At 49.3% G+C, this 24,841-nt stretch carries 23 protein-coding genes; 17 read left to right on the plus strand and 6 right to left on the minus strand.

Annotated elements, in window-relative coordinates:
- Nucleotides 1–75 precede the first annotated feature (75 nt).
- From hflK to AC1DF0_RS10335, 5 genes are all read left to right on the plus strand, one after another.
- The gene (gene hflK / locus AC1DF0_RS10315) at nucleotides 76–1,107 is read left to right on the plus strand and encodes an FtsH protease activity modulator HflK (protein WP_477573880.1); all 1,032 of its coding nucleotides are present in this window, start codon (nucleotides 76–78) and stop codon (nucleotides 1,105–1,107) included.
- Nucleotides 1,104–1,970 (plus strand): protease modulator HflC, encoded by an 867-nt coding sequence (hflC, locus tag AC1DF0_RS10320; RefSeq protein ID WP_442052319.1) that lies wholly within the window; start codon nucleotides 1,104–1,106, stop codon nucleotides 1,968–1,970. The genes hflK and hflC overlap by 4 nt, the downstream gene beginning before the upstream one ends.
- A 170-nt stretch (nucleotides 1,971–2,140) precedes the next feature.
- Nucleotides 2,141–3,697: a response regulator gene (locus tag AC1DF0_RS10325; protein WP_442052320.1), complete on the plus strand. Its 1,557-nt coding sequence runs from the start codon at nucleotides 2,141–2,143 to the stop codon at nucleotides 3,695–3,697.
- Between the two features lie 173 nt (nucleotides 3,698–3,870).
- Nucleotides 3,871–7,326, plus strand: coding sequence for a glycosyl hydrolase 53 family protein (locus AC1DF0_RS10330; RefSeq protein ID WP_477573881.1), 3,456 nt, complete (start codon nucleotides 3,871–3,873; stop codon nucleotides 7,324–7,326).
- Between the two features lie 96 nt (nucleotides 7,327–7,422).
- Nucleotides 7,423–8,199 carry a YheC/YheD family protein gene (locus AC1DF0_RS10335; protein ID WP_477573882.1) on the plus strand — a complete coding sequence of 259 codons (777 nt, stop codon included), beginning with the start codon at nucleotides 7,423–7,425 and terminating at the stop codon, nucleotides 8,197–8,199.
- A gap of 96 nt (nucleotides 8,200–8,295) precedes the next feature.
- Here the strand turns inward: AC1DF0_RS10335 and AC1DF0_RS10340 are convergent, their stop codons facing one another.
- Nucleotides 8,296–8,652 carry a winged helix-turn-helix transcriptional regulator gene (locus AC1DF0_RS10340; protein ID WP_442052323.1) on the minus strand — a complete coding sequence of 119 codons (357 nt, stop codon included), beginning with the start codon at nucleotides 8,650–8,652 and terminating at the stop codon, nucleotides 8,296–8,298.
- A gap of 155 nt (nucleotides 8,653–8,807) precedes the next feature.
- On the opposite strand from AC1DF0_RS10340, the gene AC1DF0_RS10345 reads away from it, so the two are divergent.
- A complete protein-coding gene (locus tag AC1DF0_RS10345) occupies nucleotides 8,808–9,176 on the plus strand; it encodes a DoxX family protein (protein WP_442052324.1) in 369 nt (122 codons plus the stop codon).
- 58 nt (nucleotides 9,177–9,234) lie between these two features.
- Here the strand turns inward: AC1DF0_RS10345 and AC1DF0_RS10350 are convergent, their stop codons facing one another.
- Nucleotides 9,235–9,780 carry a hypothetical protein gene (locus AC1DF0_RS10350; protein ID WP_442052325.1) on the minus strand — a complete coding sequence of 182 codons (546 nt, stop codon included), beginning with the start codon at nucleotides 9,778–9,780 and terminating at the stop codon, nucleotides 9,235–9,237.
- A gap of 56 nt (nucleotides 9,781–9,836) precedes the next feature.
- Here AC1DF0_RS10350 and rbsK point away from each other — a divergent pair, with 56 nt between their 5' ends.
- The gene (gene rbsK / locus AC1DF0_RS10355) at nucleotides 9,837–10,769 is read left to right on the plus strand and encodes a ribokinase (protein WP_477573883.1); all 933 of its coding nucleotides are present in this window, start codon (nucleotides 9,837–9,839) and stop codon (nucleotides 10,767–10,769) included.
- A gap of 67 nt (nucleotides 10,770–10,836) precedes the next feature.
- On the opposite strand, the gene AC1DF0_RS10360 is transcribed toward rbsK, so the two are convergent.
- Nucleotides 10,837–11,751, minus strand: a complete 915-nt coding sequence (locus AC1DF0_RS10360; RefSeq protein ID WP_442052327.1) for an ROK family protein — start codon at nucleotides 11,749–11,751, stop codon at nucleotides 10,837–10,839.
- A gap of 276 nt (nucleotides 11,752–12,027) precedes the next feature.
- Here AC1DF0_RS10360 and AC1DF0_RS10365 point away from each other — a divergent pair, with 276 nt between their 5' ends.
- Nucleotides 12,028–13,296 carry an MFS transporter gene (locus AC1DF0_RS10365; protein ID WP_477573884.1) on the plus strand — a complete coding sequence of 423 codons (1,269 nt, stop codon included), beginning with the start codon at nucleotides 12,028–12,030 and terminating at the stop codon, nucleotides 13,294–13,296.
- A 97-nt stretch (nucleotides 13,297–13,393) separates the two neighbouring features.
- The gene (locus tag AC1DF0_RS10370) at nucleotides 13,394–14,017 is read left to right on the plus strand and encodes a hypothetical protein (RefSeq protein ID WP_477573885.1); all 624 of its coding nucleotides are present in this window, start codon (nucleotides 13,394–13,396) and stop codon (nucleotides 14,015–14,017) included.
- A 9-nt stretch (nucleotides 14,018–14,026) separates the two neighbouring features.
- On the opposite strand, the gene AC1DF0_RS10375 is transcribed toward AC1DF0_RS10370, so the two are convergent.
- The 3 genes from AC1DF0_RS10375 to AC1DF0_RS10385 form a co-directional block, all read right to left on the minus strand.
- Nucleotides 14,027–14,929, minus strand: coding sequence for an ArsR/SmtB family transcription factor (locus tag AC1DF0_RS10375; RefSeq protein WP_442052330.1), 903 nt, complete (start codon nucleotides 14,927–14,929; stop codon nucleotides 14,027–14,029).
- A gap of 150 nt (nucleotides 14,930–15,079) precedes the next feature.
- Entirely contained in the window at nucleotides 15,080–15,307 is a 228-nt protein-coding gene (locus AC1DF0_RS10380) for a 3-dehydroquinate dehydratase (protein ID WP_307206793.1), read from the minus strand.
- Nucleotides 15,308–15,455: 148 nt separating this feature from the next.
- Complete coding sequence (locus tag AC1DF0_RS10385; protein ID WP_477573886.1) at nucleotides 15,456–16,358, minus strand: AraC family transcriptional regulator; 903 nt, start codon at nucleotides 16,356–16,358, stop codon at nucleotides 15,456–15,458.
- A 168-nt stretch (nucleotides 16,359–16,526) separates the two neighbouring features.
- On the opposite strand from AC1DF0_RS10385, the gene yicI reads away from it, so the two are divergent.
- The 8 genes from yicI (at nucleotide 16,527) to AC1DF0_RS10425 (ending at nucleotide 24,834) form a co-directional block, all read left to right on the plus strand.
- The gene (gene yicI, locus AC1DF0_RS10390) at nucleotides 16,527–18,851 is read left to right on the plus strand and encodes an alpha-xylosidase (RefSeq protein ID WP_477573887.1); all 2,325 of its coding nucleotides are present in this window, start codon (nucleotides 16,527–16,529) and stop codon (nucleotides 18,849–18,851) included.
- 224 nt (nucleotides 18,852–19,075) lie between these two features.
- Nucleotides 19,076–19,843, plus strand: a complete 768-nt coding sequence (locus AC1DF0_RS10395; protein ID WP_442052334.1) for a sugar phosphate isomerase/epimerase family protein — start codon at nucleotides 19,076–19,078, stop codon at nucleotides 19,841–19,843.
- Nucleotides 19,844–19,889: 46 nt separating this feature from the next.
- Nucleotides 19,890–20,909 carry a Gfo/Idh/MocA family protein gene (locus AC1DF0_RS10400; protein WP_442052335.1) on the plus strand — a complete coding sequence of 340 codons (1,020 nt, stop codon included), beginning with the start codon at nucleotides 19,890–19,892 and terminating at the stop codon, nucleotides 20,907–20,909.
- Between the two features lie 211 nt (nucleotides 20,910–21,120).
- On the plus strand, nucleotides 21,121–21,441 hold the full coding sequence (locus AC1DF0_RS10405) for a PadR family transcriptional regulator (protein ID WP_337098143.1): 321 nt from the start codon (nucleotides 21,121–21,123) through the stop codon (nucleotides 21,439–21,441).
- The gene (locus AC1DF0_RS10410; protein ID WP_477573888.1) at nucleotides 21,438–21,995 is read left to right on the plus strand and encodes an HAAS signaling domain-containing protein; all 558 of its coding nucleotides are present in this window, start codon (nucleotides 21,438–21,440) and stop codon (nucleotides 21,993–21,995) included. The genes AC1DF0_RS10405 and AC1DF0_RS10410 overlap by 4 nt, the downstream gene beginning before the upstream one ends.
- Nucleotides 21,992–22,942: a DUF4097 family beta strand repeat-containing protein gene (locus AC1DF0_RS10415; protein WP_442052337.1), complete on the plus strand. Its 951-nt coding sequence runs from the start codon at nucleotides 21,992–21,994 to the stop codon at nucleotides 22,940–22,942. The genes AC1DF0_RS10410 and AC1DF0_RS10415 overlap by 4 nt, the downstream gene beginning before the upstream one ends.
- Nucleotides 22,943–23,254: 312 nt before the next feature.
- Complete coding sequence (locus AC1DF0_RS10420; RefSeq protein WP_442052338.1) at nucleotides 23,255–24,049, plus strand: CAP domain-containing protein; 795 nt, start codon at nucleotides 23,255–23,257, stop codon at nucleotides 24,047–24,049.
- Between the two features lie 143 nt (nucleotides 24,050–24,192).
- Nucleotides 24,193–24,834: a 3D domain-containing protein gene (locus tag AC1DF0_RS10425; RefSeq protein ID WP_442052339.1), complete on the plus strand. Its 642-nt coding sequence runs from the start codon at nucleotides 24,193–24,195 to the stop codon at nucleotides 24,832–24,834.
- Nucleotides 24,835–24,841 lie beyond the last annotated feature (7 nt).

Genomic DNA, 24,841 nt, shown 5'->3' on the forward strand with positions numbered 1-24,841 from the left:
CGTATTACCCCTCATAAGCTTAACATCACAGAGGGGAGAGATGTCATTCTGAGCAACTTGGACGGCTATACAAATGTGGAGAGCAATAATCGTAAGCCAGAGCCGCTAAAGCCAGGAACGGTGAAAAAAGCGATTCTTATCGCGGCTGCCGCAATCGTAGTCATTTATCTTGGTTTCTCGTCATTTTATACGGTGCAAGAGCAGGAGCGGGCCGCCATCCTAACGTTCGGCAAGTATACGAGCGAGGAGTCGGCGGGGCTCCACTTCAAATGGCCTTATCCGATTCAGGAAGTCATTACGGTAAAGGCCGAGCTGACGCAGCGCATCCATATCGGTTATCGTCAGAATGGAGATACGGTTACGCCGGTTGAAGAAGAGGCGCTTATGATCACCGGAGACGAAAATATCGTTTCGGCGGACGCGGTCGTGCAGTGGAAAATTAGCAACATTCACGATTATCTCTACAACATTGACGATCCTGAAAATTTTCTTCGCAATGCGGCCAGCTCATCGATTCGCTCGGTTATCGGTTCGGAGAAGCTGGATTACGCGATTACGGACGGCAAAACCGTCATCCAGGATAAAGTGCGGGAGAAGCTGCTGGAGCTTCAGTCGAAGTACAAAACCGGCATTCAGATCATCGATATTAAGTTCCAGGACATCGAGCCGCCGAGCGGACAGGTCGAGGAAGCGTTCCGCGAAGTAACGAACGCGCGCGAGGAGAAGAACACAAAGATCAATAACGCCGCGAAATACGAGAACGATCGTATTCCGAAGGCCCGCGGCGAAGCGCAGGCGCTTCTCGAGAACGCGGAAGGCCAGAAGAAGTCGCGGATCCTGAACGCGGAAGGCGACGTCGCCAAGTTCAACGCGATTTACGGCGAATACAAGAACAATCCGAACGTCACGCAAAGCCGCTTGATTCTGGAGACGCTCGAGAAAATATTGCCGAATGCACAAATTTTCATTACGAATTCGGGCAGCGATACGGTCAACTATTTGCCGCTTAACGAGTTGCTCAAAGGCGGAAGCACGGCCAAGCAGCCTGAAACGACGAACCCTGCGACATTGCCGCAGCAAACTCCCCAAGGAGGTGACGCGCAATGAAGCGTAATCAGTGGATCATGATCATTTCAGCGGTCGTGCTGCTCATACTGGTGTCCGGATCAATGTTTATCGTCAAGGAAGGCGAATACAAGGTCGTTCTGAAGTTCGGGGAAGCCGTCAGAGCCGAGAGCAATCCGGGACTGAAGTTCAAGCTGCCTTTCATCGAAAACGTATCTTCGTTGCCAAAGTATCAGATGACCTATGAAAGCAATCCAACTTCGATTCTGACGAAGGACAAAAAACCGATTATCGTCGACAACTACACGGTGTGGCGTATCACGAATGCCGAGCAATTCCTTCGTACCGTCCAGTCTGTCAGCGGAGGCGTTCAGCGTATAGACGAAGCCGTGTACAACTCCGTCCGCCGCAAGCTGTCGGAGGTCAACTACGACAACATCATTAGCGAAAAAACGGAGCGAGGGAACATTAACGACGAGATTACGAAGGATGTTACAGCTGCCCTAACGAGAGACAACTACGGCATCGAAGTGATCGATGTCCGCATTAAGCGCACCGATTTGCCGGAAGGCAACAAGCAGAGCGTATACAACCGTATGATATCCGACCGGCAATCGATTGCGGCCCGTTACCTTTCCGAGGGCGACGAGGAATCGCGCAAAATCACGTCCAAAGCGGATCGTACCGCCACCGAGCTTCTGGCGCAAGCGGAGTCGGACGCGAAGAAGATCATTGCCGAAGGCGAGAAGGAAGCCGCGAAGATTTATAATGAGGCTTACGGCAAGGACGCCCAGTTCTACAGCCTGTATCGCACTTTGGAGAGCTACGTGACAACCTTGAAGAACGAGCCGGTCATTATGCTGCCGATCGATTCGCCGTACGCGAAGATTTTATTAGGACAGTAATCAGCATTTAGAATCTTGAGGCCAAGCGAAGGGATATCCTTTGTTTGGCTTTTTTTGTTGTTTGCCTGAAGCAGCTATTTATTTATTGCAGACGATCGTATATGATTTGAGCAATAATAAGGCAAGACGATTGAACACTTTGAGATGAGGCATAAGGAGGTACGTCTGGCATGAATGTGCTGCTAGTCGACGATGAAGCAATAGATTTGGAATGGCTGCGGCGAAGAGTCGCAGGCAGCTCGCTGCCGCTTAACGTAATTGGAACAGCTAATAGCGGCTTTGCCGCGCTAAAGATTATGGAGTCGGAGCAGATCGATATTATATTATCGGATATCAGGATGCCGATTATGTCGGGGATCGACTTTGCGCGTAAGGCGAAGGAGATCAATCCGCAAGCACAGCTCGTCTTTATTAGCGGACATGAGGATTTCAGCTACGCGAAGGAAGCTCTGCATCTGAACGCATCAGGCTATTTGTTAAAGCCGGTGGACGATGGAGAGCTCTATGACATGCTGGCATCGCTTTGCAGCAAGGTCGAGCAGGAGCGGGAGCGTCATCGCAGTGTAGAGGAGGCGCTGTCTCTTGTGAACCAGGAGCTGTTGTTGCGCTGGTTCAACGACGCCGTTCACGACGAGCCGCAGGAGCATATTAAACCTTTCGTGGAGCAGCTGCTTCGAATAGGGACCTCTGTCGCAATTATCGAGCGAGATGATGTGGAGTGGAAGCTGACTGATGAAGAGCGTAGATCGCAGCTCGCCCAGCATACCCAATTCGTGCTGCAATTTGTGCGCGATCATCATATCGGGACACTCATTGTAGCGCATAATTCTCGGATTGTTCTGTTATCCGGCATGCATGACGATCGTTTAGGGACACTGCTTCAGGAGCTCATTCAAGCGGTTCGCGCCGAGTTCCCGATCACCATCACAATAGGCATTGGAATGCATGCGGCAGATTTCGGACAGCTTCGTGAATCGTACAGACAGGCAGAGGCAGCGCTAAGCGCGAAGTGGCTGCTGGGCAAAAACAGACTCATTAAGGATGTCTCGCAATCATCGAGCCGCCGCGCTCTCGCACCAAACGTGGAGGAAAGCGTCAACCAGATGCTTCAAGCGATTTTGGAATATGATTTGGTGCTCGTTGATGACTGCTTGCTGCGGCTGTTCAATGACAATGTCACCATCGCGCACAAAAATGATATTTACGACCTCATCATTCGAATTACGTCCAAGCTGCATGCTGATTTGCTCCAACGGAACGAGAATTTGTACGATTTGCTTAAGTGGGATTCGCACCAGCCGGCCGTGCTGTTCCAATTCGAGACGATGGATGATATTTTGTCGTGGCTGCGAAGAAGATTTTTTGAGCTTTCGGAGCTGTTGTATGTCAAAGGGCAGAAGCAGAAGCGCAAGCTATTCGAGGAAATTTCGCAGTATGTGGATGATCACCTTGAGCATCGTATTACATTGAAGGAGGTCGCGGCTCACTTCGACTTCACGCCGAACTACCTCGGTCATCTGTTCAAGGAGGAGACGGGAACGCTGTTCAGCGACTTTCTTAATGAGCGCAGGATGAACAAGGTGTGTACGCTGCTCGCCGATCCAACGCTTAAGGTATACGAAATAGCCGAGAAGGTCGGATACAAAAACATTATCTACTTCAATCGCCAATTCAAACAATCGACAGGCATGACGCCTGGGGAGTACCGGAAGAAAAACAAAATATAGAGTTAAATCGCGTCGGAACAGGTTATGACCCTGCTCCGGCTTCTTTTATCGCAAAAAAGCTTGCAGAAAAGTGGGAAATCGTAGAAATGGTATTAGTTTTAGTTGCTTTACTCGATGTCCAAGCGGCTTGCCGGAGAACTACAATTAGAGCATTAACCATAAGGGGGATAACAATGAAAGCGATGTGGCGCAAACGAATCATTCTAGTCATCCTATTTATGCTAACGCTTACAACGGTTGCAGGAATGGGACCAGGCATACGTGTATCTGCGCTTGAGGGCCCGAATAAAGTGCAGAACGGGGGCTTCGAAAGCGGTGATTTGACAAATTGGGTAGTATCCGGCTCACATTCGACGAGCAAAGCTAGCAACGACAATGCGGGGAAAAAGCATTCCGGCAGCTACGGTTACGAATATTGGAATGCAGCAGCTTACACATTCAGTCTAAAACAAACCGTTACCGGCATAGATAACGGCACGTATGAGCTGCGAGCATGGGTATCGGGCGGTGCAGACGCAGGCGCCAATCCAGCATTATCGCTATATGCCGACGACTTCGGAGGCAGCAAGCTGAGCACGCCCGCTGCCAATAACGGCTACGGCAACTGGAATCAATACAAAGTAAGCAACATTGTGGTTACGAATGGGCGGGTGGAGATTGGCATCGCGGTGGATGCGCCAGCGGGGGCATGGGGTTATTTCGATGATTTCGAGCTCGTAAGAACGGATGTCGAGGGCGAGCCTTTGGACCCCGAGGACTTCATCAAAGGCGTAGACATCTCGACGTTGCAGGCGCTTGAGGATAACAACATCAAGTTCTACGAGGATGGGATCGAGGCTGATCTGCTCGATATTTTGAAAAATCATGGCGTCAACTATGTGCGGCTTCGGTTGTGGAATAACCCGGTTGAAGCAGACGGGTATAACGACAAGGCGCACTTGATCGAGATGTCGCAACGGGTCAAGGCAGCCGGCCTTAAGCTGCTGGTCGACTTCCATTACTCGGACTTCTGGGCCGATCCGGGCAAGCAAGTAAAGCCGGAAGCATGGAAAAACTTAAACTTCGAGCAATTGCAAACTACCGTATATGACTATACGAAAGAAGTGCTTAATGACTTGGCTGAGGTTGATGCTTACCCCGATATGGTGCAGGTGGGTAATGAGATCAACAGCGGCATGCTGCTGCCGGATGGAGCTATTGGCCGATACGATCAATTAGCTCAGCTTTTGAAGGCGGGTATACAGGGAGTTCGCGATACGACGCCGGACGGCCATGAAACGAAAATTATGCTGCATTTGGCTGAGGGCGGAAATAATTCTGCATTCCAATATTTCTTCGATAAAGCGAAGGAAAATGAGCTTGATTACGATGTGATCGGCATGTCGTATTATCCTTATTGGCACGGAACTTTCCAGCAGTTGAAGACGAATATGAACGATATGGCTGCACGTTACGGCAAACAAATCGTCGTAGCGGAAACCGCTTATCCGTATACGCTCGACAATGCCGATGACCTGGGCAACATCGCAACGGAAGCGCAGACTGACATCGCAGGTTTCGAAGCATCGGTCGCGAATCAAAAGCTCGTCACGGAGATGGTGCTTAATACAGTAGCGAATGTCGATGGCGGCATGGGCCTTGGCGCTTTCTATTGGGAGCCGGCTTGGCTTGCTGGAGTAGGCTGGACATCGGGTGAAGGAAATGGTTGGGAGAATCAAGCGATGTTCGACTTTGAAGGCAATGCGCTCGATTCCTTGGACGCTTTCCTTTACACGCCTGGCAGTATGGGAGATGCTGAGCCAGTGCTTGTATATCCGTCCATGGGGCTGACGACGCCGAAGGGAGCTCCGGTTGATCTGCCTGCAACGGTGAAGGTTCTCTATAACGAAGGGACGATTCGAGAGAAGGTCGTTATTTGGGATGAGATAGACGATTCCAAGTGGAATTCGCCAGGAAAATTCACGATTAACGGTACTGTAGATGGCTTTGAACAACAGGCAAGCATCGAGATCACGGTACTCCAATTTGCGAACAACGTCAAAAATGGCGGATTTGAGAACGGAGATCTAAACCACTGGACGCTAGAGGTTACACCTGATGCGGGTAAAATCGAGGAAAATGCGGGAAATTCGCATTCCGGCAGTCATGTTTTCAACTACTGGTACGGAACGGATTATGCTTATAAGCTAAAGCAAACGATCACCTCGCTGCCGAAAGGCACGTATACATTGAAGGCATGGGTGTCGGGAGGAGCAGGCGAGACGAAGTTTAAACTATTCGCCCAGAAGAATGATTCGCAAGCGCCTCTTACCGTCGATATTGTCAACGAAGGCTATAACAATTGGAAACAGTACGAAATCGAAGGGATCGTCGTCAACAACGGGAAGCTAACGATCGGTTTTGACGTTGAAGCTCTAGCCGAAACATGGGGATTCATTGACGATGTCGAGCTTATGATGACGGAGAAGGCCCCTTCTAGCATAGACGATGGAGCATCCGGCGAAGTTGTCGCTACGGATACGAATACGGTTAATCTTACCCGCGAACAGCTGCAGCAGGATGGACAGGGTAATCTTTCGGTAAAGATTCCTGCGAATGTTACCTCTGTAGAGATTCCGTCGAGTCTCTATGATCTTTTAGAGAAAGGAACGCTCAAGCTTAGCAATGGAACGACAGCGTTAGAGATTCCGGCAGCAGTATTGACGGAGCTGCGCAACAAGCTTGGCGAGCTAGCAGCTGGTTCGGGAAGCACCATAACCATTTCGCTTCAGCCGATAGACAGCAGCAAGCTAAATGCGATGTTGTCGCAGAACGGTTCGGCGCTTGCGAATACAGATGTGAAGCTGCAAGGCAGCGCCTTCGATTTCAAACTGTCGATTCGCAGCGAGGCAGGGAATGAGGCAGTGCTGAACCGATTCAGCCAGCCCCTTGTTTTGCGGATGGCATCTGCTTCTCCTACTCCTTATAGCGGCATCTATTATGTTAGTGAAGATGGCAAACTGACGTATGTAGGCGGCGAATGGGCGAATGGCGAGTGGACAACCGAGATTGAACATTTTAGCGCATACGGGGTGCTAGAAGTCATTAGACGGTTTAATGATGTGCCAGCTGCACATTGGGCATATGGCCCGATTACGGAGCTTGCTACCAAGGACATCGTTAAAGGTGTATCGGCAACAGCATTCGAGCCGGGTCGAGCGATTAGCCGGGCTGAATTTACATCAATGCTAGTGAGCGCGTTAAATATGAGCGAAAGTGCGTTGTCAAATCGTTTCGAGGATGTTCTGTCATCTGCTTGGTATGCGTCTGCTGTTAACGCTGCGTTTAATGCAGGCATTATTAAAGGCCGCAGCGCGACATCCTTTGACCCAGATGCGCTGATCTCGCGGGAAGAGATGGCCGTGATGCTGGTGAAGGCATACGAGCTTCAATTAGGCAAGAACACATCTGTAGAAGCCGTGCTGCCATTCTCGGATTTGAATCAAATAAGCGGCTGGGCGTTAGAAGCGGTGAAGTCGGCTTATGGGCTGGAATTGCTCAAAGGCAGAACGGATTCGGGCTTCGATCCTCAGGCTTCATTAACTCGCGCGGAGTCGGCTGCGGTTGTATATCGATTGCTTAGCAAATAACGATAGGCAATGGTGAATTAGTATATTTGATGCCTATATACGTTAGCACAGGTGTACGGGAAATTCGTCTCATATGGTAACATGAGGTGAATTTCTATGTATAAGAAGAAATACACAAGTCGGAATATTCGCGGCAAGCTCAAAGTAAGCAAGCTGTTAACGGCGAATCCGAAGCTGAAGTCGATGATCCCTCATACGGAATCGTTTCATCTAAATAATCTGAGATCGTTGGTGGAGCATTTCGGGAAAGTGTACATTAAGCCGAATACAGGATCGCAAGGAATAGGCATCTTTAAGTTGACGAAGAAGGGCCATGGGCTGACGTTGAAGGAAATCGCCAATCGCAAGCAACTCGTCCATCATTACCGTACAGTCAAGGAAGCCTACCAGCGGATCAAATCGAAGTCGCCCAGCAAACTGATTATTCAAAAAGCGATTAATCTTGATAAGGTTAACGGCAGGTCATATGATATTCGCGCGATGGTGCAGCGAAAGCCCGGCGGTTCATGGACGTTCAACGGTTTTCTCGTAAAGGTAGGCGCGAAAGACAAGATTGTAACGAATTATTATCAGGGCGGCGTTATTTATTCACTGCAGAAGCTGGGGCGTAAACAAGGCTTGTCGGCCTCTCGAACAGCCAAGCGGAAGCGGGAGCTAACCTCCAAGGCGCTTAAGATCGCGAACAGCTTAAGCAAGTATCGCACTGGCATGCATGAGATGGGCATTGATTTTGCATACGATAAGAAGCAGCGTCTATGGGTACTTGAGGTTAACACCAACCATCCGCAATTTCACCCGCTGAAGAAAATAGATTCGAAGGCGTATGCGAGAATGAAGCGGTTTGCAAGAAGCTATGGGCGCAAGGATGATTGAAAAAAAGGAATGTTCGATGAGCATAAGCTCATGCCGAACATTCCTTTTTGGCTTTTGTACGCATAATGAAAGCGTCAATATAATAGGATTAAGGATCTAACAATCGGAAAAGCGGTCTTCAGTACATTCAATCTCTTTGGGGACTTCAATCCACTGACTAGCCCAGCTTGCTATATCGACGAATAGAGGGGTGAGCGCTCGTCCCTTCTCGGTTAGCGAATATTCGATGCGAACCGGTATTTCCGGATAGACGTCGCGCTTTACAAGACCTTCCTGCTCAAGCTCCTTCAGTCGGTCCGAAAGCACCTTGCCGCTTAAGTTCGGTAAGGAATGATCGATATGAGTAAAACGCTGGGGGCCGGGCAGCATCTGATAAATAATGAATGCGACCCAACGCTTGCTTAGCAATTCAATCGCCTTCTCAAACTGAGAGCACATCGGTCCATGCTCCATACGAATCACCTCTTCTCTTCTACATTATAGTCTTTCCAGGCAGGAGAAACAATGTGAGTGAAGGTAGTAAGGGCACTTGACGAAACCTTATGAATAATATAAACTACATTACATAAAGTAAGTAAGTTAATTCAAGTAATGAGGGGTGCGCTATTATGAATATTGCATTATGGGTTGCTCAGATTTTGCTTGGTCTGATGTTTCTGATGGCTGGTGTCATGAAGACATTTAATCCTAGCAAGGTGAGGGAAACGATGTCTTGGGCGAAAAATGGCTCGACGGGATATATTCTATTCGTCGGCATATCCGAACTTCTCGGCGGTCTCGGCTTGCTGCTTCCCGGCGCGCTGGACATTGCTCCAATACTTACAGGCATTGCGGCAATCGGCCTAGCGGTCATTATGGTTCTTGCTATCGCTTTCCACGTGAAGCATAAGGAAAATCAAGCGATTGGCATGAACGTCGTACTGTTGCTTCTGGCTGTATTCATCGCCGTTGGCCGACTTGGAATCGAGCCGTTCTAATTATGAATGAAAAAAACCGTCTAGCAGGATTATACTCCTGCTAGACGGTTTTTTCGGTTTATTGCTCCAATGTCTTCTGCTTGCGCGGTGAGAAGGTGTAGCTGATGCTGATGACAAAATCGATTGCGAGTATGATTGACCATATTCGTATCGTGCCAAGCAAGGACTCCGTTCGTGAGGCGTCGCCCACGAATAAGATCATGCCGTACAAGATGGCACAGCCTATAGCCCATGCCAATAAATGATGAAACCAAGCTACCCTTTCGTACTTCGCGTGCTCCTTGCCAAATTTCGGTTTACCTTCAGGAGGTGGACCGCCCGCGAAACGAAACGCGAATCGGCTGTCTGCCCAGCGGATCATCCGATGTCCGAAGGCGACCGATACGCCGATGTAGATTGCCGCCACGCCATGCATCGTTGTAGCTGTTGCGCCATCTTTAAGATCGGATACAGCTGCGATAATAAGCGCAAGATCGATTAAGGGCGTACAAACAAGCAGTATGGCTCCGAGCTTAGGCAGCTTGAAGATGTATCTGAACAGCAGTCCTGCAAGCACGAACACCCAAAAACCGATCTCGCAGCCAATAATAAATGCGGTTATCATGTAATAGTGGACTCCTTTTGATAAAATAGGATTGAGCAATAATTAATGATACGGGAATGGAAGGGATTGGGTTTCGGGTGAAGCATATCCTCGTTGTAGGAAGCATGAATATGGATGTCGTCAACCAAGTTGAGCATTTTCCCCAGCCAGGAGAGACGATCGCAAGCATAGGCAATGATTTTATACCGGGTGGCAAAGGCGCGAATCAAGCTGTTGCTGTTGCGCGTGCGGGAGGGAATTGCACAATGGTCGGCGCCGTCGGTGAGGATCCGTATGCGGATTCGCTTATTGACTCGCTGCAAAGCAAAGGTGTCGATACAAGGTTGGTTCAGCGCAAGGCTGGCGTCTCGGGCATGGCTTTCATTACAGTCAATCATGAAGGCGAGAATCATATCGTGCTGTCCAAAGGCGCGAACGGTATGTTAACCGTAGCCGACGTTGCGGCCGCGATCGAGGATTGGTCGGGAATCGATATCGTTTTGCTGCAAAATGAAATTCCATGGGAGACGACTGAGTCGGTCATCCGAAGCGCAAGCGCTGGCGGTACACGCGTCTTCTTCAATCCGGCGCCCGCGATGCGCATATCGGATGAGCTGCTTGCGAACTTGGACACGCTTATCGTTAACGAAACGGAAGCCCAGGTTATCTCTGGCATTGCTGTTGCAGATACAACTTCAGCGCAGGAAGCAGCGAAATGGTTCATTGGCAAAGGAGTCGCTAATATAATCGTTACGCTCGGCGAGAAGGGCAGCCTTTACTGCAATGGCCGCTCGCCGGCTATTGCCGTACCGGCCTACCGGGTAAAGGCTGTTGATACAACTGCTGCAGGTGATACATTCATCGGGGCGTACGCCGCGGCTAGCGCAGAGGGCAAGGAAACACGGCAAGCTTTGTTGTTCGCGACGGCGGCATCGGCGCTTGCGGTGACGAAGGAAGGCGCTCAATCCTCCATTCCTTCTAGAGAAGAAATAGAACAATTTCTTATCTAATAAGATGAATGAGAAAAGGCGAAACGGAGAAGTCTTATGGACTTTAACCGATTCGCCTTTTTTTCTATTAATAAGGCTGTTGCACGAGCGCGGCCGCGCCGATAAGACCTGCATCCTGCTCCAGCTGAGCGGCTACGATTGCCGTCTCTCTTCCGGAAGGGTTGAGCGCATGCTTCGCTACATACGACCGAACGGCATCGAATAATGGAGCGCCAACCTGGGATACGCCGCCGCCGATAACGATTTTGTTCGGATCAAGTACGTTGATTAGCGATACGCAGCCCATTCCGATGTAATTGAACACGCGATTCACAAGCTCAGACATCTGTGCGTCGCCTTCTGCAGCAAGCTCGAATGCTTCCTTCGAGGAGACGGGGCGTCCGAGCAGTTCAGTCGCTTGGCGTGTAATGGCTGTGCCGGAGGCGATCCATTCCCAGCAGCCGGGCAGGCCGCACGTGCATGTGCCAGCCGCAGGGTCGACGATCATATGGCCGACATCGCCCGCATTGCCAGTCGATCCGGTAAGCAACTTGCCATGCAAGTAGATGCCGGCGCCAATGCCTGTGCTGATCGTAATAAAGATGAAGTGATCGGAATCCTGAGCAGCGCCTAGCCATTTCTCTGCTAGCGCCGCTGCGGTAGCGTCATTTTCCATCTTTATAGGCAACGGGAGATGCGACTTCAGCTGGTCAACTACAGGAAACCCCCACCAGCTCTTCAAGTTAGGAGGGCAAGTGAGCGTACCGTTCTTCGTATCGAGCGGGCCTGGCGCTCCAACTCCGATGCCGATTACGCTGTCTAGTGCTATGTTGTGCTGCTCGCTAAGCAGCTTTACTTCATCTGCTATTCGTGCGATCATGATGCTGGGCTCTACAGTCAAGTCGGTCTTGAGAGAGCTCTTGGCAAGCACCTGTCCTTGCTCATCAACGAAGCCGAGTGCGATCTTCGTTCCCCCAATATCTATTCCGATTGCGATGCTCATTCTATTACCTCCGTATATGCTGTATGCGAATTCATTGAAAGTCTATCATAATCCAGCAGGATTAGGAAGATTACGAAGCTGAATTGAATGCGGAACGGTGAAATTGAACGCAAATGTATTACCGATAACTTCATCTGTACATTTGGCTAAGGGTGCAGTAGTATCAAATCAAATGATGTGCTAGAGAAGAGAGAGGATCCCTTGCGGCGCTTGGGATCCTCTCTCTGTGCTCGCGACTCTGTCAAACGACTAACTAGAGAAGAAGGAATTATCCACATGGAACCCTCAGGTAACAGCAACCGCCGTATCGTCCGCTTAGGCTTGCCGATGAGTGCTAGAGTATGGCGCAATGCCCGGATTGATTTTGGGGCGACGAGTTTGTTCAGTTTATTCAATGTTGTTATTAATCAATTTTATGTCGCCTTTGCGATTCAGCAGGGGGCAAGTCATTTGCAAGTCGGTTTGCTGAGCGCAGCGCCTGCGATTGGGCTGCTGTTCTCGCCAATGTGGGCAACATGGATTGAGAAGGCGAACAATCCGAAACCGTTCGTTATTATACCGAATGCCATTGGCAGATTGTTGTTATTGCTTCCGGCCTTGTTCGCCGACCCTTCGGTGTATGTGATCGTCGCCATAGTGTTCCAATTATTGATGGGCATTCAAGCCCCGGCTTATGCTTCGCTCCTTTCTCGAATGTACCCGTCCGATCTGCGCGGCAGGTTGATGGGGTATGTCCGAGTAGTTATGGGCATCATCATGATTCCGCTAGCTTACCTTGTTGGAAGCTGGTCGGATGCATTCGGTCCTTCGGGTCCGCTTATCGCGGCATCGATTGCCGGGTTTATCTCGATCGGAGTGTTCAATACGCTAAAGCTTCCTAAGAATGGAGCGGGAGAGAGCAACAAGCCGAAGCAGCAGATTGAATACGGAAAGAAACCAAGCAGGTTTCCACTCCGGGAACAATGGGAGCTCGTGAAGGAAAATCGCAAGCTAGCCGTCTTCCTTGGTGCGACAACGTTGTCTGGCTTCGGCAATATGCTCGCAGGTCCGCTATACCAAATCATTCAAGTCGATGTGCTGGAGATGTCTAATATTCAGATCGGTTATGCCCGCGTCGCATACTTCACGGCGCTGCTCCTGACTTTCTGGATTGCAGGTTGGATGATCGACCGCTTCGATATCAAATATACACTGATGGTCGGTATCGGAGCGTATGCTATCGTGCCGATGCTGTATGGTGTCTGGGAAGCTTACCCCGCTGTCCTTATCGGCAATTTCATTCAAGGTATTGGTGAGGCCATATGGGATATTGGCATTCTTTCCTTCGTGCTTAAGCTCGCGCCTGGCAAAGAAGCGAAAGTATTCGGCATTCATCTAATGTTGTTCGGATTCAGAGGGACGCTTGGTCCGCTCTTGAGTACAACACTTTCGAGCAGCTTATCCATGTCGTCTTTGCTAATCGCCGCATCATGCTGCGGATGGGTAGGTACGATGCTGTTCTTATGGGGCAACCGCGAGCGAAGCGGAAGTCTGCCGCTGCGTTAAGAAGATAAGCAAAGTAGTTACTGCTTGTTCATCTTTGGTTCATAATGCTATGCTACAATGCCGTCACAGGAACAGGCAGAAGGAGTGGAATAGTAGGATGAACAAGAGTTGGAAATGGGCAGTGGGGGCACTTGCTTTAGCGGTCGTTCTTACAGGCTGCGGAACGAAGGAAGATGCTGCTGCGGAGCAGCCGGATCAGGTTCAGACACAAGGCGGAGCGCAGCAAGGCGGCGCTGGCGGCGGAGGTCAGATGGGAATGGGCATGCAAGCCGATCTTATGGGCAAAGTGAAATCCATTGAAGGTCAGACGATAACCGTGTACAAATCGAATATGACTTTCGGTGGTGGCCACGGTCAAGGAGACGGCACTGGTCAGCCTCCTGAAGGCGAGGATATGCCTGAGCCGCCTGCAGACGGCGAAGCTCCGCAGGATGGAGGCGGTCGGATGAATATGGACAATATGTTCAGCGAAGAGACTATGGCGGTTCAAGTAACGGATGCCACGAAGATCGTATCGGTAACATTCGAGAACAACGAGATGGTCGAGAAGGAGGTAGCGCTTGCTGATCTGAAAGCAGACGACATCTTGTCCATTAACCTGAAGGACGACACGATGGAAGCGGAATCGATCACGCTTAGAGCCGGCGGTGGCGGCTTCGGAGGCGGCGGAGGAAGACAGCGTCCAAACGATCAGCAGCAGCAAACCGAGTCCGCAAAGTAATTTTTACGGCTAATAGCCTACGTAGACATTAATATCTTGCGCGTAATTGCCGAAATGTTTGCCGAACATGCTGAGTCCGCCATTGTGGCCGGCTGTTTCCGGTGCGCTGATACGGAATCGGAAGTCTTCGCCGAATTCCATTGGGATATCGTTAATCGTTATAGAAGACATACATATGCCGTCGATGAAGCTGCCTTTCTCATCGACGGTTATTTGTTTGAGCAGGCCATGCTGCGTCCCCAAATCCCACCACTCCGGTGTATGAACACCTCTTACTGCTCCGAAGTCGCCTGGGCAGGTCCATACGCCAAGACATATATCGTTCAAGTAAAAATACAGGTCTGAAGGCCAGTGTTCATTATAACTCGGAGCCTCCGAACAGATTTCCATGGAGATGGACATGTTTTTAGCAGTCTGCTTGCCGACCAAATAATTAGGTATTCGATATTCAATGAAACCGCTGGCGAACCACAGATGACTTGCCTGCACATGCTCAGGGTCGGAGAAGTAGCGAGGATCGTCGATGAGTCCGATTATTTTGGAGTCTGAAGCTAAACCGCAGGTTGGCTTAACCTCATATTGCGAATATTGTCCGATCGGTATGTTGACGACATATCTATTCTGATTGGAAGTCTCTTTGCGAGCTTTGAATTGAAGCGTTGCCGACTCCAGCGCGAGGAAGCATACCTTTTGCCGGCCTCGCGTACTTGGTATGCTCTCCGTTCTCACGATCGAGACTTCCTCCAGCTTCTGAATATGCTTCGTTACGATCGCCGATGAAATTCGAAGCGCTTCTGCTATATCTTTAATGTTCATCGGCCGCTCGTTAAGCAATTCAATTATTTTCACCCTCGTCTCGGAGGCGAAGCATTCAAGAAAAGCCAGATTGCGGCTGTTTACCTCGATTATCATCGTTAAATCCTCTATTCCGATTATTTTCCATAATCATATAACTTCAAAGTTAATTAATCAACTTCAAGGTTGATTGAACGTCAAGAAAGACAGGCACCGGGCTTGGCGCCCGAATGTCTGCCTTCAAGATTACAGCTTAAGTTTGCTTCATTAATATAAGGAAATGGTTAGCGTATCCCGTTCAGACAACGAATGAAGAGTGGCCTCGCTGCCGACGATTTCAACGCTGATTAAGGATTTGATACATGTCTTAAGGGCGTTCTTGCCGGTAGTCAGCTTGCGGTTCAATACCGCGGACAGTTTCTCAATTGCTTGTTTATTTGTATCGGTTAAATATACGGGAATCGTTTTGTTTTGGAATAAAAGCATCGTTTTCATTGCGTGGACCTCCATCCTGATCTGCAATTTTTCATAAGTGTAACGCATAATTATTAAATAATTCTTAAAAAAGAATGAGCATAAGGTTACAATATTGTAACTTCTACGGTTTTGAACCGTTTAGAACGGCTTAAGCCGCTATGAATCGTTAGGAATCGCTTCCTGTGCGCTCTTTGCGGAATTGCGAAGGTGTACACTTCATCGTTTTGCGAAATACTTTAACGAAGTAGCTAATATGCTCAAAGCCGACATCGAACGCAATCGCCGCTATTTTGCGTTCCGGATCCAGCAGCAGCTCCGTTGCTTGCCGTATGCGATAGGCATTCAAATATTCAATCGGTGTCTGTCTCGTCATCGTCTTGAAGAAGCGGCAAAATTGGCCTTCGCTCATTGGGATCTGGTCGGCGAGCTCGGCAATTCGAATCGGACGATGAAAATTGTGCTGCATATAAAGGATGACAGTCTTCAAACGGTCAATCTTCGTAGAATCGGCATTGCTCGTTTCGGTGCGATTAACGAAGCGCTTCCCGGAGCATATTTCATGAAGCATGAGATAAAGCCGTCCTTTGATCGCGATTTCGAACCCGTTCTGCCCATTATCGTACGCCTCCATCATGCCACGCAGATGAGAGAGCAACGAGCGCTCCCATTCGGTCGCCGATGTAATATGTCTAGGGAAAGTACGTTTCTTCTCCAGCAGAGGTGTCACATATTTCTCTTGAACAGCGTCGAAGCTGCCGCTCGCAAGCATATGGGTGTCGAATACGATCGCACAATATTTGCAGGTTGAGTCATTCAGTGAATGGCCGGCATGAATGTCTCCGCCATCGATGAACACCGCTTCGCCCGCGCGGACAGGAAAATAGTCGGTATCAACCTGGAACAGCACCTCGCCCTCCAGCACAAAGAAAAATTCAGCCTCCGCATGCCAATGGCAGTCAAGAATTGGAGCGCCTGGTTCATCCCTCTCGATCCAATAGGCGGCCAAAGGGAACATATTGTTGCCGTGAAGCCGGTCCTCTTTCAAGGAATGACGTGTTGTTTGATCCATTCCAGTCTCCTTTGTGCCTCTGGCTGCATGAATGGCGTGTATTTCATCAAAATAGTGCTATAGATGAGCATTATTCTGTTAGTTCGTTCTTAATATTATCAGTATAATGCAACTATACAAGAATGCAACACTATACCAATAGATGAATGAAGAAAGGTTGGTTCGATCATGAAATTTACTGACGGCAACTGGCTGATTCGAGAAGGCTATGATGTGCTTGGCGCAGTCCAAGTGCATGACTTTGAACAACAGGACGGCAAGCTGATCGCATACGCATCGCCGCGTCCGATCTTAACACGCTCCAATATGCTTGATACGATGCTGCTAACGGTTCAGTTTCATTCTCCGCTTCCCGGCGTCATCGGCGTAAAGCTCATTCACCACGCGGGTGTCGTAGATCGCGGACCTGCTTTCGAGCTATCGAAGTCGGACGGCAGCCATGCGGTTATTGAGGAAAACGAGAACGAGGCCGTATTGACGAGCGGAAGCCTGAGCGTTCGCATACGCAAAGGTCCGGAATGGGCAGTCGATTTCTACCGCGGCTCGGAACGTATTACGGGCAGCGCGCAAAAATCAATGGCTTACATTACGGAGAAAAACAATGGCGCGTTCATGCGCGAAGAGCTTGATCTTGGAGTAGGCGAATGGGTATACGGCCTAGGAGAACGCTTCACGCCGTTTGTTAGAAACGGCCAAGTCGTCGATTTATGGAACAAGGATGGCGGTACAAGCTCCGAGCAATCGTACAAAAACATTCCTTTCTATATAACGAACAAAGGTTATGGCGTATTCGTCAACCATCCGGAGCTTGTATCGTTCGAGGTTGCTTCGGAGAAAGTAAAGAAGGTTCAATTCAGCGTGGCGGGCGAGTCGCTTGAGTATTTCGTCATCGACGGTCCTAGCATGAAGGAAGTTCTCGGCAAGTACACCGATCTGACGGGCAAGCCTGCGCTGCCGCCGGCATGGACGTTCGGACTATGGCTGACGACGTCGTTCACGACGAACTACGACGAAGCAACGGTTAACTCATTCGTTGACGGCATGGCTGAGCGCGATCTTCCGCTTCACGTATTCCACTTCGACTGCTTCTGGATGCGCGAGTTCCATTGGACGGATTTCAAATGGGATGAGCGTCAATTCCCGGACCCGGTCGGCATGCTTGCGCGCCTGAAAGAAAAAGGTCTTAAAATTTGCGTTTGGATCAATCCTTACATTGCGCAGCGCTCCCGTCTGTTCGAAGAAGGCAAGCAAAACGGCTATCTAGTTAAAAAGCCAAACGGCGACGTATGGCAATGGGATCTATGGCAGCCAGGCATGGCGCTTGTCGACTTCACGAATCCGGCTGCTTGCGAATGGTATGCAGGTTACCTTCGTGATTTGGTCGATATGGGCGTCGACAGCTTCAAGACGGACTTCGGCGAGCGTATCCCGACTGATGTCGTGTACCATGACGGTTCTGATCCAATCAAAATGCACAACTTCTACACGTACCAGTACAATAAAGTCGTGTTCGACGTTCTAGAAGAGAAGCTTGGCAAAAACGAAGCAGCGTTGTTCGCGCGTTCCGCAACGGCTGGCGGACAGAAGTTCCCGGTTCACTGGGGCGGCGACTGCTACGCGGATTACGAGTCGATGGCGGAAAGTCTCCGCGGCGGGTTGTCGTTAGGCTTGTCCGGCTTCGGCTTCTGGAGTCATGACATCGGCGGCTTCGAGAGCACGGCTCCGGCACATGTATTCAAGCGCTGGTTGGCATTCGGCTTGCTGTCGAGCCATAGCCGTCTGCACGGAAGCAAATCGTACCGGGTGCCTTGGGCATATGATACGGAAGCGGTTGATGTTACTCGCCACTTCACGAAGCTAAAGAGCCGTATCATGCCGTATTTGTTCAACACAGCTGTACAAGCGACTGAACAAGGCGTTCCATCGATGCGCGCAATGGTGCTCGAATTCCCAGAAGACCCAACAAGCGAACAGCTTGATCGCCAATACATGCTGGGTGATTCGCTGCTCGTTGCACCGATCTTCAATGAAGCAGGCAAAGTGACCTATTATTTGCCAGCGGGCAAATGGACGCATTTCCTGACCGGCGACATTGCCTGCGGCGGCAAATGGTTCAAAGAAACGTACGACTTCTTCAGCCTGCCACTGTTTGTACGTCCGAACTCGTTCCTTGCGCTTGGCGCGAACGATCTTCGTCCGGACTACGATTATGCTGACGGCGTTGAGCTTCAATTGCATAACCTGGAGGATGGCCGTACTGCTGAGACGATTGTACGTGATCTGAAAGGCGTGTCTGAGCTGACGATCTCTGCCGTAAGAAGCGGCAACTCCATTTCCTTCAAGGTGAAGTCGAGCGGCAAGCCGTTCTCGGTATCGCTCAAAGGCATTGGCGCAATTGCCTCCGTTGAAGGCGCATCGGCTGAAGTCGACGGCACAGTCGCACGCTTCGCTGCTGGAGCGGCAGAAGCATCGTTCGTCATCACGATCCAATAATCGTATAATCGCCGTCTAACCGCGGTATGCCCCCCCTAACGATGGCCGTTGCAGCGGCTGCTGTTAGGGGGCCTTTCATTTTGGAACATGCATTTACCAAAATCGCATATAAAAATGCTAATAAGATAGCTGTTTTTATAATGGGGTACTATATATAATGGAAAACGTACAGCAATGAGCTTATCCATGAACACAATATGATTATATAAAGGAGTGCTACTCGCATGACACGACTCAGTATCGGTTTGCAGCTGTATACGCTGCGCGATGTATTGGCTGAAGATTTTGAAGGCACACTTCGCAAGGTAGCCGCACTTGGTTACGAGGGTGTAGAATTCGCAGGTTACGGCGGCATGGAAGCAGAAGCGCTGCGCGACTTGTTGCAAGAGCTTAACCTGAAAGCAATCGGCTCGCATATCGGCCTGCACCTGCTTGAAGGAAATCTTGATGGTGAAATTGCTTATTTGAAAACGATTGGCGCGAAGTATGCAATCTGCCCTTGGTTGCCAGTTGACGCACGCGATACGGAAGCATGGCGTACTCATCTTGTGAATTTTGAGCAATACGGTAAACGTTTCCAAGCTGAAGGCATTGATTTCGCTTACCATAACCATGATTTCGAATTCGAAGTGGAGATTGACGGCCAAATCGTATTCGACGCTTTGTACGAGCGTATCGATCCGAAATATTTGAAAGTAGAGATGGATATCGGCTGGGTACAATATTCCGGCGTAGATCCGCTTGCTTATATCGCTAAATACGCAGGACGTCTGCCGCTTCTTCACCTGAAGGATTACCGCGGCGGCGAGAAAGGCCAGCAAATCGATACGGTTGAGCTTGGCCGCGGAGACTTGCCGCTTCTTCCGATTATTGATGCAGCTGAGAAAGCTAACGTGGAATGGTTGATCGTAGAGCAAGATACTTGCGCGAATCCGCCGCTTGAATCCGTTGGCGAAAGCATGGAATGGTTGAAAAGCAATTATTTGAAATAAGCGATATTTCGCTAACTTAACTTATAAGATAGGCAGGGGAAACTAAATGTCCAAAGTTCGTGTAGCAGTCATTGGTTGTGGTTCCATCTCGAAATACCGTCATATCCCGGAATATGCGTCTCATGCGAACGTTGAGCTTGTTGCTTTCGTTGATCCAATCATCGAACGCGCTCAGCACTATGCAGATCAATTCGGCGCCAAAGCTTTTGCTGATTATGAGCAAATGCTTGCTGAAGTGAAGCCTGACGCAGTAAGCGTAAATACGCCGAACGCGCTTCACGCACCTATGTCCATTACTGCAGCTAACGCTGGCGTTCACGTTCTTGTTGAGAAGCCAATGGCTGTAACAGACGAAGAGGCTGCTGCAATGATCGAAGCGGCTAAGAAAAACAACGTACATCTGATGGTTGGCCAAAACCAACGTTTCATGCCTCCGCACGTGAAGGCGAAGCAAATCCTTGAATCCGGCATACTCGGCAAAGTGCTTACGTTCCGTACGTCCTTCGGACACCCGGGTCCAGACAACTGGTCGATCGACGGCGCTAGCAGCTGGTTCTTCCGCAAGCCTGAAGCAATCATGGGCGCAATGGGCGACCTTGGCGTACACAAGTCCGACCTTATCCGTTGGATGCTGAACGACGAAGTTTCCGAGATCGCAGCTTTCGTTGGCACACAGCACAAAGATACGGATGTAGACGACAACGCGGCTTGCTTGATTCGTATGAAGAGCGGCACGATGGGTACGCTTGTTGCAAGCTGGACGTACTACAAAGGCGAAGACAACAGCACGATTCTATGGTGCGAGAACGGCGTTATGAAGATCGGAACGCATCCAGACGATCAAGTTATCGTTGAGCTGCGCAACGGTACGGTTGAGAAACACAAAGTAGGCGCTATCTCGACCAACGATAAGCAAGAATCGAGCGGTGTAATCGATGCATTCATCGAGAGCATTGTGAACAACACGACTCCAGCGGTAACTGGCGAAGACGGACGCGCGTCGCTTAAAGTGATCTTGTGCGCATTCGAATCGCAAGCTACAGGCAAGTTCGTTAGCGTTAACTAATCACCGTTGAACAGGAATACCACCGTCAAGCGGCTTCGGCCCTTGATGGTGGTATTTTTTTGTAATCACTATATTGCATTGTAGAATACTACATGGTATTGTATAGTTACTGAAGACTGATCGAAAAGACGCGTGCTTGCGATAAGCTATTCTACATTAATGAATACCTAACAATATTAAGTACGTGCATTACGCAATTGGAGGATACGGAATGAACATTCAGTTTAAAAAAGGCGTTCTCGAAATATGTGTTCTCGTCCTAACGACAAGAGGTGATCGCTACGGCTATGAGCTTGCCGTCATGATATCTGAGAAGTTCGAGCTCGCAGTGGGCAGTGTCTATCCCCTGCTTAACCGGCTTACGCAAGAGGGGTTCTTCTCCACTTATTTGAAGGAATCGACCGAAGGACCGCCGCGCAAATATTATCATTTGACGCCCGAAGGCTGGAGTCACATGCGAATGCTGATCTCAGAATGGAATTCGTTTACGAAAGCAGTCAATGAAATAGTAGAGGATGGATTGAGGCCATGATGACAAAACAGTCTTATATGAACGAGCTGAACAGGCTGCTCAGGAATGTGTCCGAAGAGCAGCGTAAGGAATGGCTCTACGATTATTATTTGCACTTCGAGCAGGCTGCGCAGAACGGCCAGAGCGAGGAAGAAGCCGCTCTTGAGCTGGGTGACCCAAGACATATCGCCGGAGAGCTGCTGCTCGGTTATCGCGTAGAGCAAGCCGAGACGAGCAAAACCTATAGAGGACTTTCGCGCGCCGTGTTCGCAACCGTTAGTCTCGGACTATTCAATTTGATCTTTATCATCGGACCTTATGTGGCATTAGCAGCCGTATTGCTATCCCTGTGGGCTGTGGCGCTGTCAATCGCCTTTGTGGGCTTTGCAACCATCGCGGACAGCTTCTGGGTCGAGACCTTCACGAAGCCGCAAGCTCTGTCGTTGGCGTTAATATGCTTCTCGGTATCCATTTTGCTTGGGATCGGGCTAAAGAAACTAACGAGCCTTTTCTATATTATGACTTTGAAATATTTGAAGTTCAACACGCGTGTCGTTAGGGGGAATTCGAAATGAAGAAGCTAGCGACGTTTGCCGTCATTATGCTGATTGCTGGAATTATCGGCGTCTTTATGACCTTTAATATGCAGGATTTGAAGACGTTCGGAACGGAAGCCGTTCTAGTGGAGAAAACGATTGATGCGAAAGATATCCATAACATTAAAGTGGATTCAGACAGTGTGAATATCGAGATAAAGCGGAGCGCGACAAGCGATATCAAAGTAAGTATCGATGGCCGCGCAAGCAAAAAATATGTGGATCGGTTCGAACTAACAGCGGAAGCTGAAGGCGATACAGCCAAGATCCATGCAGACTATAAGGATATCTTTTTTGTAGGCTTCAATTATGTTGATGTTGACCTCGTTATCGAGCTGCCTGATCGGCTATGGGATAGCATTGAATTAGATTCAAAGCATAGCAATATCGATATCGAGCATTTAACGGCCAAGGAAGCTGTTATTACGTTGGGAAGCGGAAATATCGATACTGAGGAGCTGCAAGCCGGCATTGTGAAGCTGACGGCGAGTCATGGCAATATGGATCTGGAGAACGTAACCGGCGACAATGTGGAGCTGCAGAGCAGCAGCGGCAATATTAAGCTCGAAACATACAGTGTCGGACAATTAAAGGTACATTCCGATCATGGCAATATTACGATCGAAGATGGAGTAGGCGCTGTCCAAGGAAGCACGAAGAGCAGCAATATTCGCTTTAATGCGGATGAATTGAAAGATAACGTCTCTTTAACAACAAACCATGGCAATATCCGTTTAGAAGTCGAGAAACAGCCGGAATCGGCGGAAATTGTTTTGAAGCATGCGCATGGCAATCGGGACATCGATTGGAAAGGCATTGAAGCCTCAATGCATACCGAGCATGCGTATAGCGGCAAGCTTGGAAGCGGCGCAATCAAGATCGAAGCGGAGTCGGAAACGGGCAATATCAAGCTTGGAATCGATTAAGTAGAGACAGTAGAAGGCATACATGCGGTTAGGTCCGTATGTATGCTTTTTTGTTGTTCCTTAAGGCTTTTTTCGCATGAAAAAAGGCTAGAATCGCAAATTAGCAGATTCTCATAAAGCAGTGACAGTGCGGATTTGACCGTTATTTTGTCCGAATTGGCAGTTTTTGTGTCATGAATCGCCAAAAACCCCATGTTAAGATAAGTGGCGTCGGGGATGACCGAACGCATACAAAACAAGCACTGTCTCATTGGAATGACAGTCGCAAGACGTTTTGTATAAATAATAATATCTTTTTAGGAGGAAAATTTCATGAAGATGCAACCAATACGTGTAGGTGTCGCCAGCATTATCGCAGCAACGATGATCGGTGCGGGTGTTTCGGCTCAAACGGCAGGTGCCGCACCTGTAGTGAAGACGAACTCCAACGTTCATACTTTCGCATTTAATCAAGACGCGATTAACCAAATCGCGAACAAATACGGAATTGACCTTAGCAACATCGATTTGGGTAAGATCCTGTTTAACGGATGCACCATTACATTGCCTTCGACAGGCGGCAATACAGGAACGGGTAATGTGACTAACCCAACTCCAGCTCCAACAACGAAGCCGGTGGTAACGCCAGCTCCGACAACGAAGCCAACAACAAAGCCGGTTGCGACGCCAGCTCCTACTGCAAAGCCAACAACAAAGCCGACAACGACACCAGCACCTTCGACAGCGCCTAGCACTGGTCTTAGCGCTTTCCAATCCCAAGTCGTTGATCTAGTGAACCAAGAGCGCGCTAAAGCAGGCCTTTCCGCTCTTAAGGTTGATACGTTGCTGACGAAGGTAGCTACGGAGAAAGCTCGCGATATGGACGTGAACAACTACTTTAGCCATACTTCACCGACTTACGGTTCGCCATTCGATATGATGCGCCAATTCGGAGTCACTTATTCCTATGCAGGCGAGAATATCGCTTCGGGTCAACGTACTCCGCAAGAGGTTATGACAGCATGGATGAATAGCTCAGGCCACCGTGCCAACATCTTGAACGGAAGCTTTACCAAAATCGGCGTTGGTTATGTGAACGGCGAATGGGTTCAAATGTTCATCGGCTAAGCATTAAGCAGTTGGAATGCCCGAGATTGACGACAGGGGCGCATTCGCCCCTGTCGTTTCTTTTTTTCAAGGAAATGAAAGCACATACTGATGAGAACGACAACAATACTTAGCGCATCGATTTGCGTAAGGAGGATATCGACTTGAACAAAACTATGATCGCCGCAGCAGTCGTTGGATTATCGGTACTATTTGCATCGAGCTCTGTTAACGCTGCCTCTAGGACTCATATCGCAGGTGAGAGCACGACCTTCTGGAAGCTATCTCAGAAATACGACGTTTCCATTGATTCGATCATGAAAGCTAATCCCAACGTGAAACCGGACAATATATATAAAGGCCTTAGGTTGACTATTCCGGCCACGGGCAACACTGCAGCGAACAAGGTTACAGCTATGGCTGCGAATGAGGCATCCGATACAACAGCTTCTAAGGTAACGGCGCTAAGCGGCAAATCGTATGCTTATTCCCAGTCGCTTCTAGTGAAAGCGACAGCCTATACGGCGGCTGCTTCCGAGAACGGCGGCTGGGCTGGGCTCGATTACTTCGGCAATAGCCTGAAGGTAGGTACGATTGCTGTAGACCCGAAGATGATTCCGCTTGGAACGAAACTTTATGTGACCGGCTATGACTACAATGGATTGCCGCAAGGCGGTATGATCGCAACGGCAACCGATATCGGCGGCTCGATCAAAGGCAATCGAATCGACATTTTTGTTCCTGACAGTCAGAGCAAAGCGATGAAGTTCGGCATTCAGCAAGTGAAAATTTATATTTTGGAATAATGAAATT

The sequence above is a fragment of the Paenibacillus sp. 05T425 genome (assembly GCF_056396205.1).

What these genes read in the sequence shown, in the direction of transcription:
- AC1DF0_RS10335 (WP_477573882.1), top strand. Translation starts at nt 7,423, where the DNA reads ATGTATAAGAAGAAATACACAAGTCGGAATATTCGCGGCAAGCTCAAA.
- AC1DF0_RS10345 (WP_442052324.1), top strand. Translation starts at nt 8,808, where the DNA reads ATGAATATTGCATTATGGGTTGCTCAGATTTTGCTTGGTCTGATGTTT.
- AC1DF0_RS10405 (WP_337098143.1), top strand. Translation starts at nt 21,121, where the DNA reads ATGAACATTCAGTTTAAAAAAGGCGTTCTCGAAATATGTGTTCTCGTC.
- AC1DF0_RS10360 (WP_442052327.1), bottom strand. Translation starts at nt 11,751, where the DNA reads ATGAGCATCGCAATCGGAATAGATATTGGGGGAACGAAGATCGCACTC.
- AC1DF0_RS10400 (WP_442052335.1), top strand. Translation starts at nt 19,890, where the DNA reads ATGTCCAAAGTTCGTGTAGCAGTCATTGGTTGTGGTTCCATCTCGAAA.
- AC1DF0_RS10365 (WP_477573884.1), top strand. Translation starts at nt 12,028, where the DNA reads ATGGAACCCTCAGGTAACAGCAACCGCCGTATCGTCCGCTTAGGCTTG.
- AC1DF0_RS10410 (WP_477573888.1), top strand. Translation starts at nt 21,438, where the DNA reads ATGATGACAAAACAGTCTTATATGAACGAGCTGAACAGGCTGCTCAGG.
- AC1DF0_RS10325 (WP_442052320.1), top strand. Translation starts at nt 2,141, where the DNA reads ATGAATGTGCTGCTAGTCGACGATGAAGCAATAGATTTGGAATGGCTG.
- hflC (WP_442052319.1), top strand. Translation starts at nt 1,104, where the DNA reads ATGAAGCGTAATCAGTGGATCATGATCATTTCAGCGGTCGTGCTGCTC.
- AC1DF0_RS10330 (WP_477573881.1), top strand. Translation starts at nt 3,871, where the DNA reads ATGAAAGCGATGTGGCGCAAACGAATCATTCTAGTCATCCTATTTATG.
- AC1DF0_RS10385 (WP_477573886.1), bottom strand. Translation starts at nt 16,358, where the DNA reads ATGGATCAAACAACACGTCATTCCTTGAAAGAGGACCGGCTTCACGGC.
- yicI (WP_477573887.1), top strand. Translation starts at nt 16,527, where the DNA reads ATGAAATTTACTGACGGCAACTGGCTGATTCGAGAAGGCTATGATGTG.
- AC1DF0_RS10375 (WP_442052330.1), bottom strand. Translation starts at nt 14,929, where the DNA reads ATGATAATCGAGGTAAACAGCCGCAATCTGGCTTTTCTTGAATGCTTC.
- AC1DF0_RS10340 (WP_442052323.1), bottom strand. Translation starts at nt 8,652, where the DNA reads ATGGAGCATGGACCGATGTGCTCTCAGTTTGAGAAGGCGATTGAATTG.
- AC1DF0_RS10415 (WP_442052337.1), top strand. Translation starts at nt 21,992, where the DNA reads ATGAAGAAGCTAGCGACGTTTGCCGTCATTATGCTGATTGCTGGAATT.
- rbsK (WP_477573883.1), top strand. Translation starts at nt 9,837, where the DNA reads ATGGAAGGGATTGGGTTTCGGGTGAAGCATATCCTCGTTGTAGGAAGC.
- AC1DF0_RS10395 (WP_442052334.1), top strand. Translation starts at nt 19,076, where the DNA reads ATGACACGACTCAGTATCGGTTTGCAGCTGTATACGCTGCGCGATGTA.
- AC1DF0_RS10420 (WP_442052338.1), top strand. Translation starts at nt 23,255, where the DNA reads ATGAAGATGCAACCAATACGTGTAGGTGTCGCCAGCATTATCGCAGCA.
- AC1DF0_RS10370 (WP_477573885.1), top strand. Translation starts at nt 13,394, where the DNA reads ATGAACAAGAGTTGGAAATGGGCAGTGGGGGCACTTGCTTTAGCGGTC.
- AC1DF0_RS10380 (WP_307206793.1), bottom strand. Translation starts at nt 15,307, where the DNA reads ATGAAAACGATGCTTTTATTCCAAAACAAAACGATTCCCGTATATTTA.
- AC1DF0_RS10350 (WP_442052325.1), bottom strand. Translation starts at nt 9,780, where the DNA reads ATGATAACCGCATTTATTATTGGCTGCGAGATCGGTTTTTGGGTGTTC.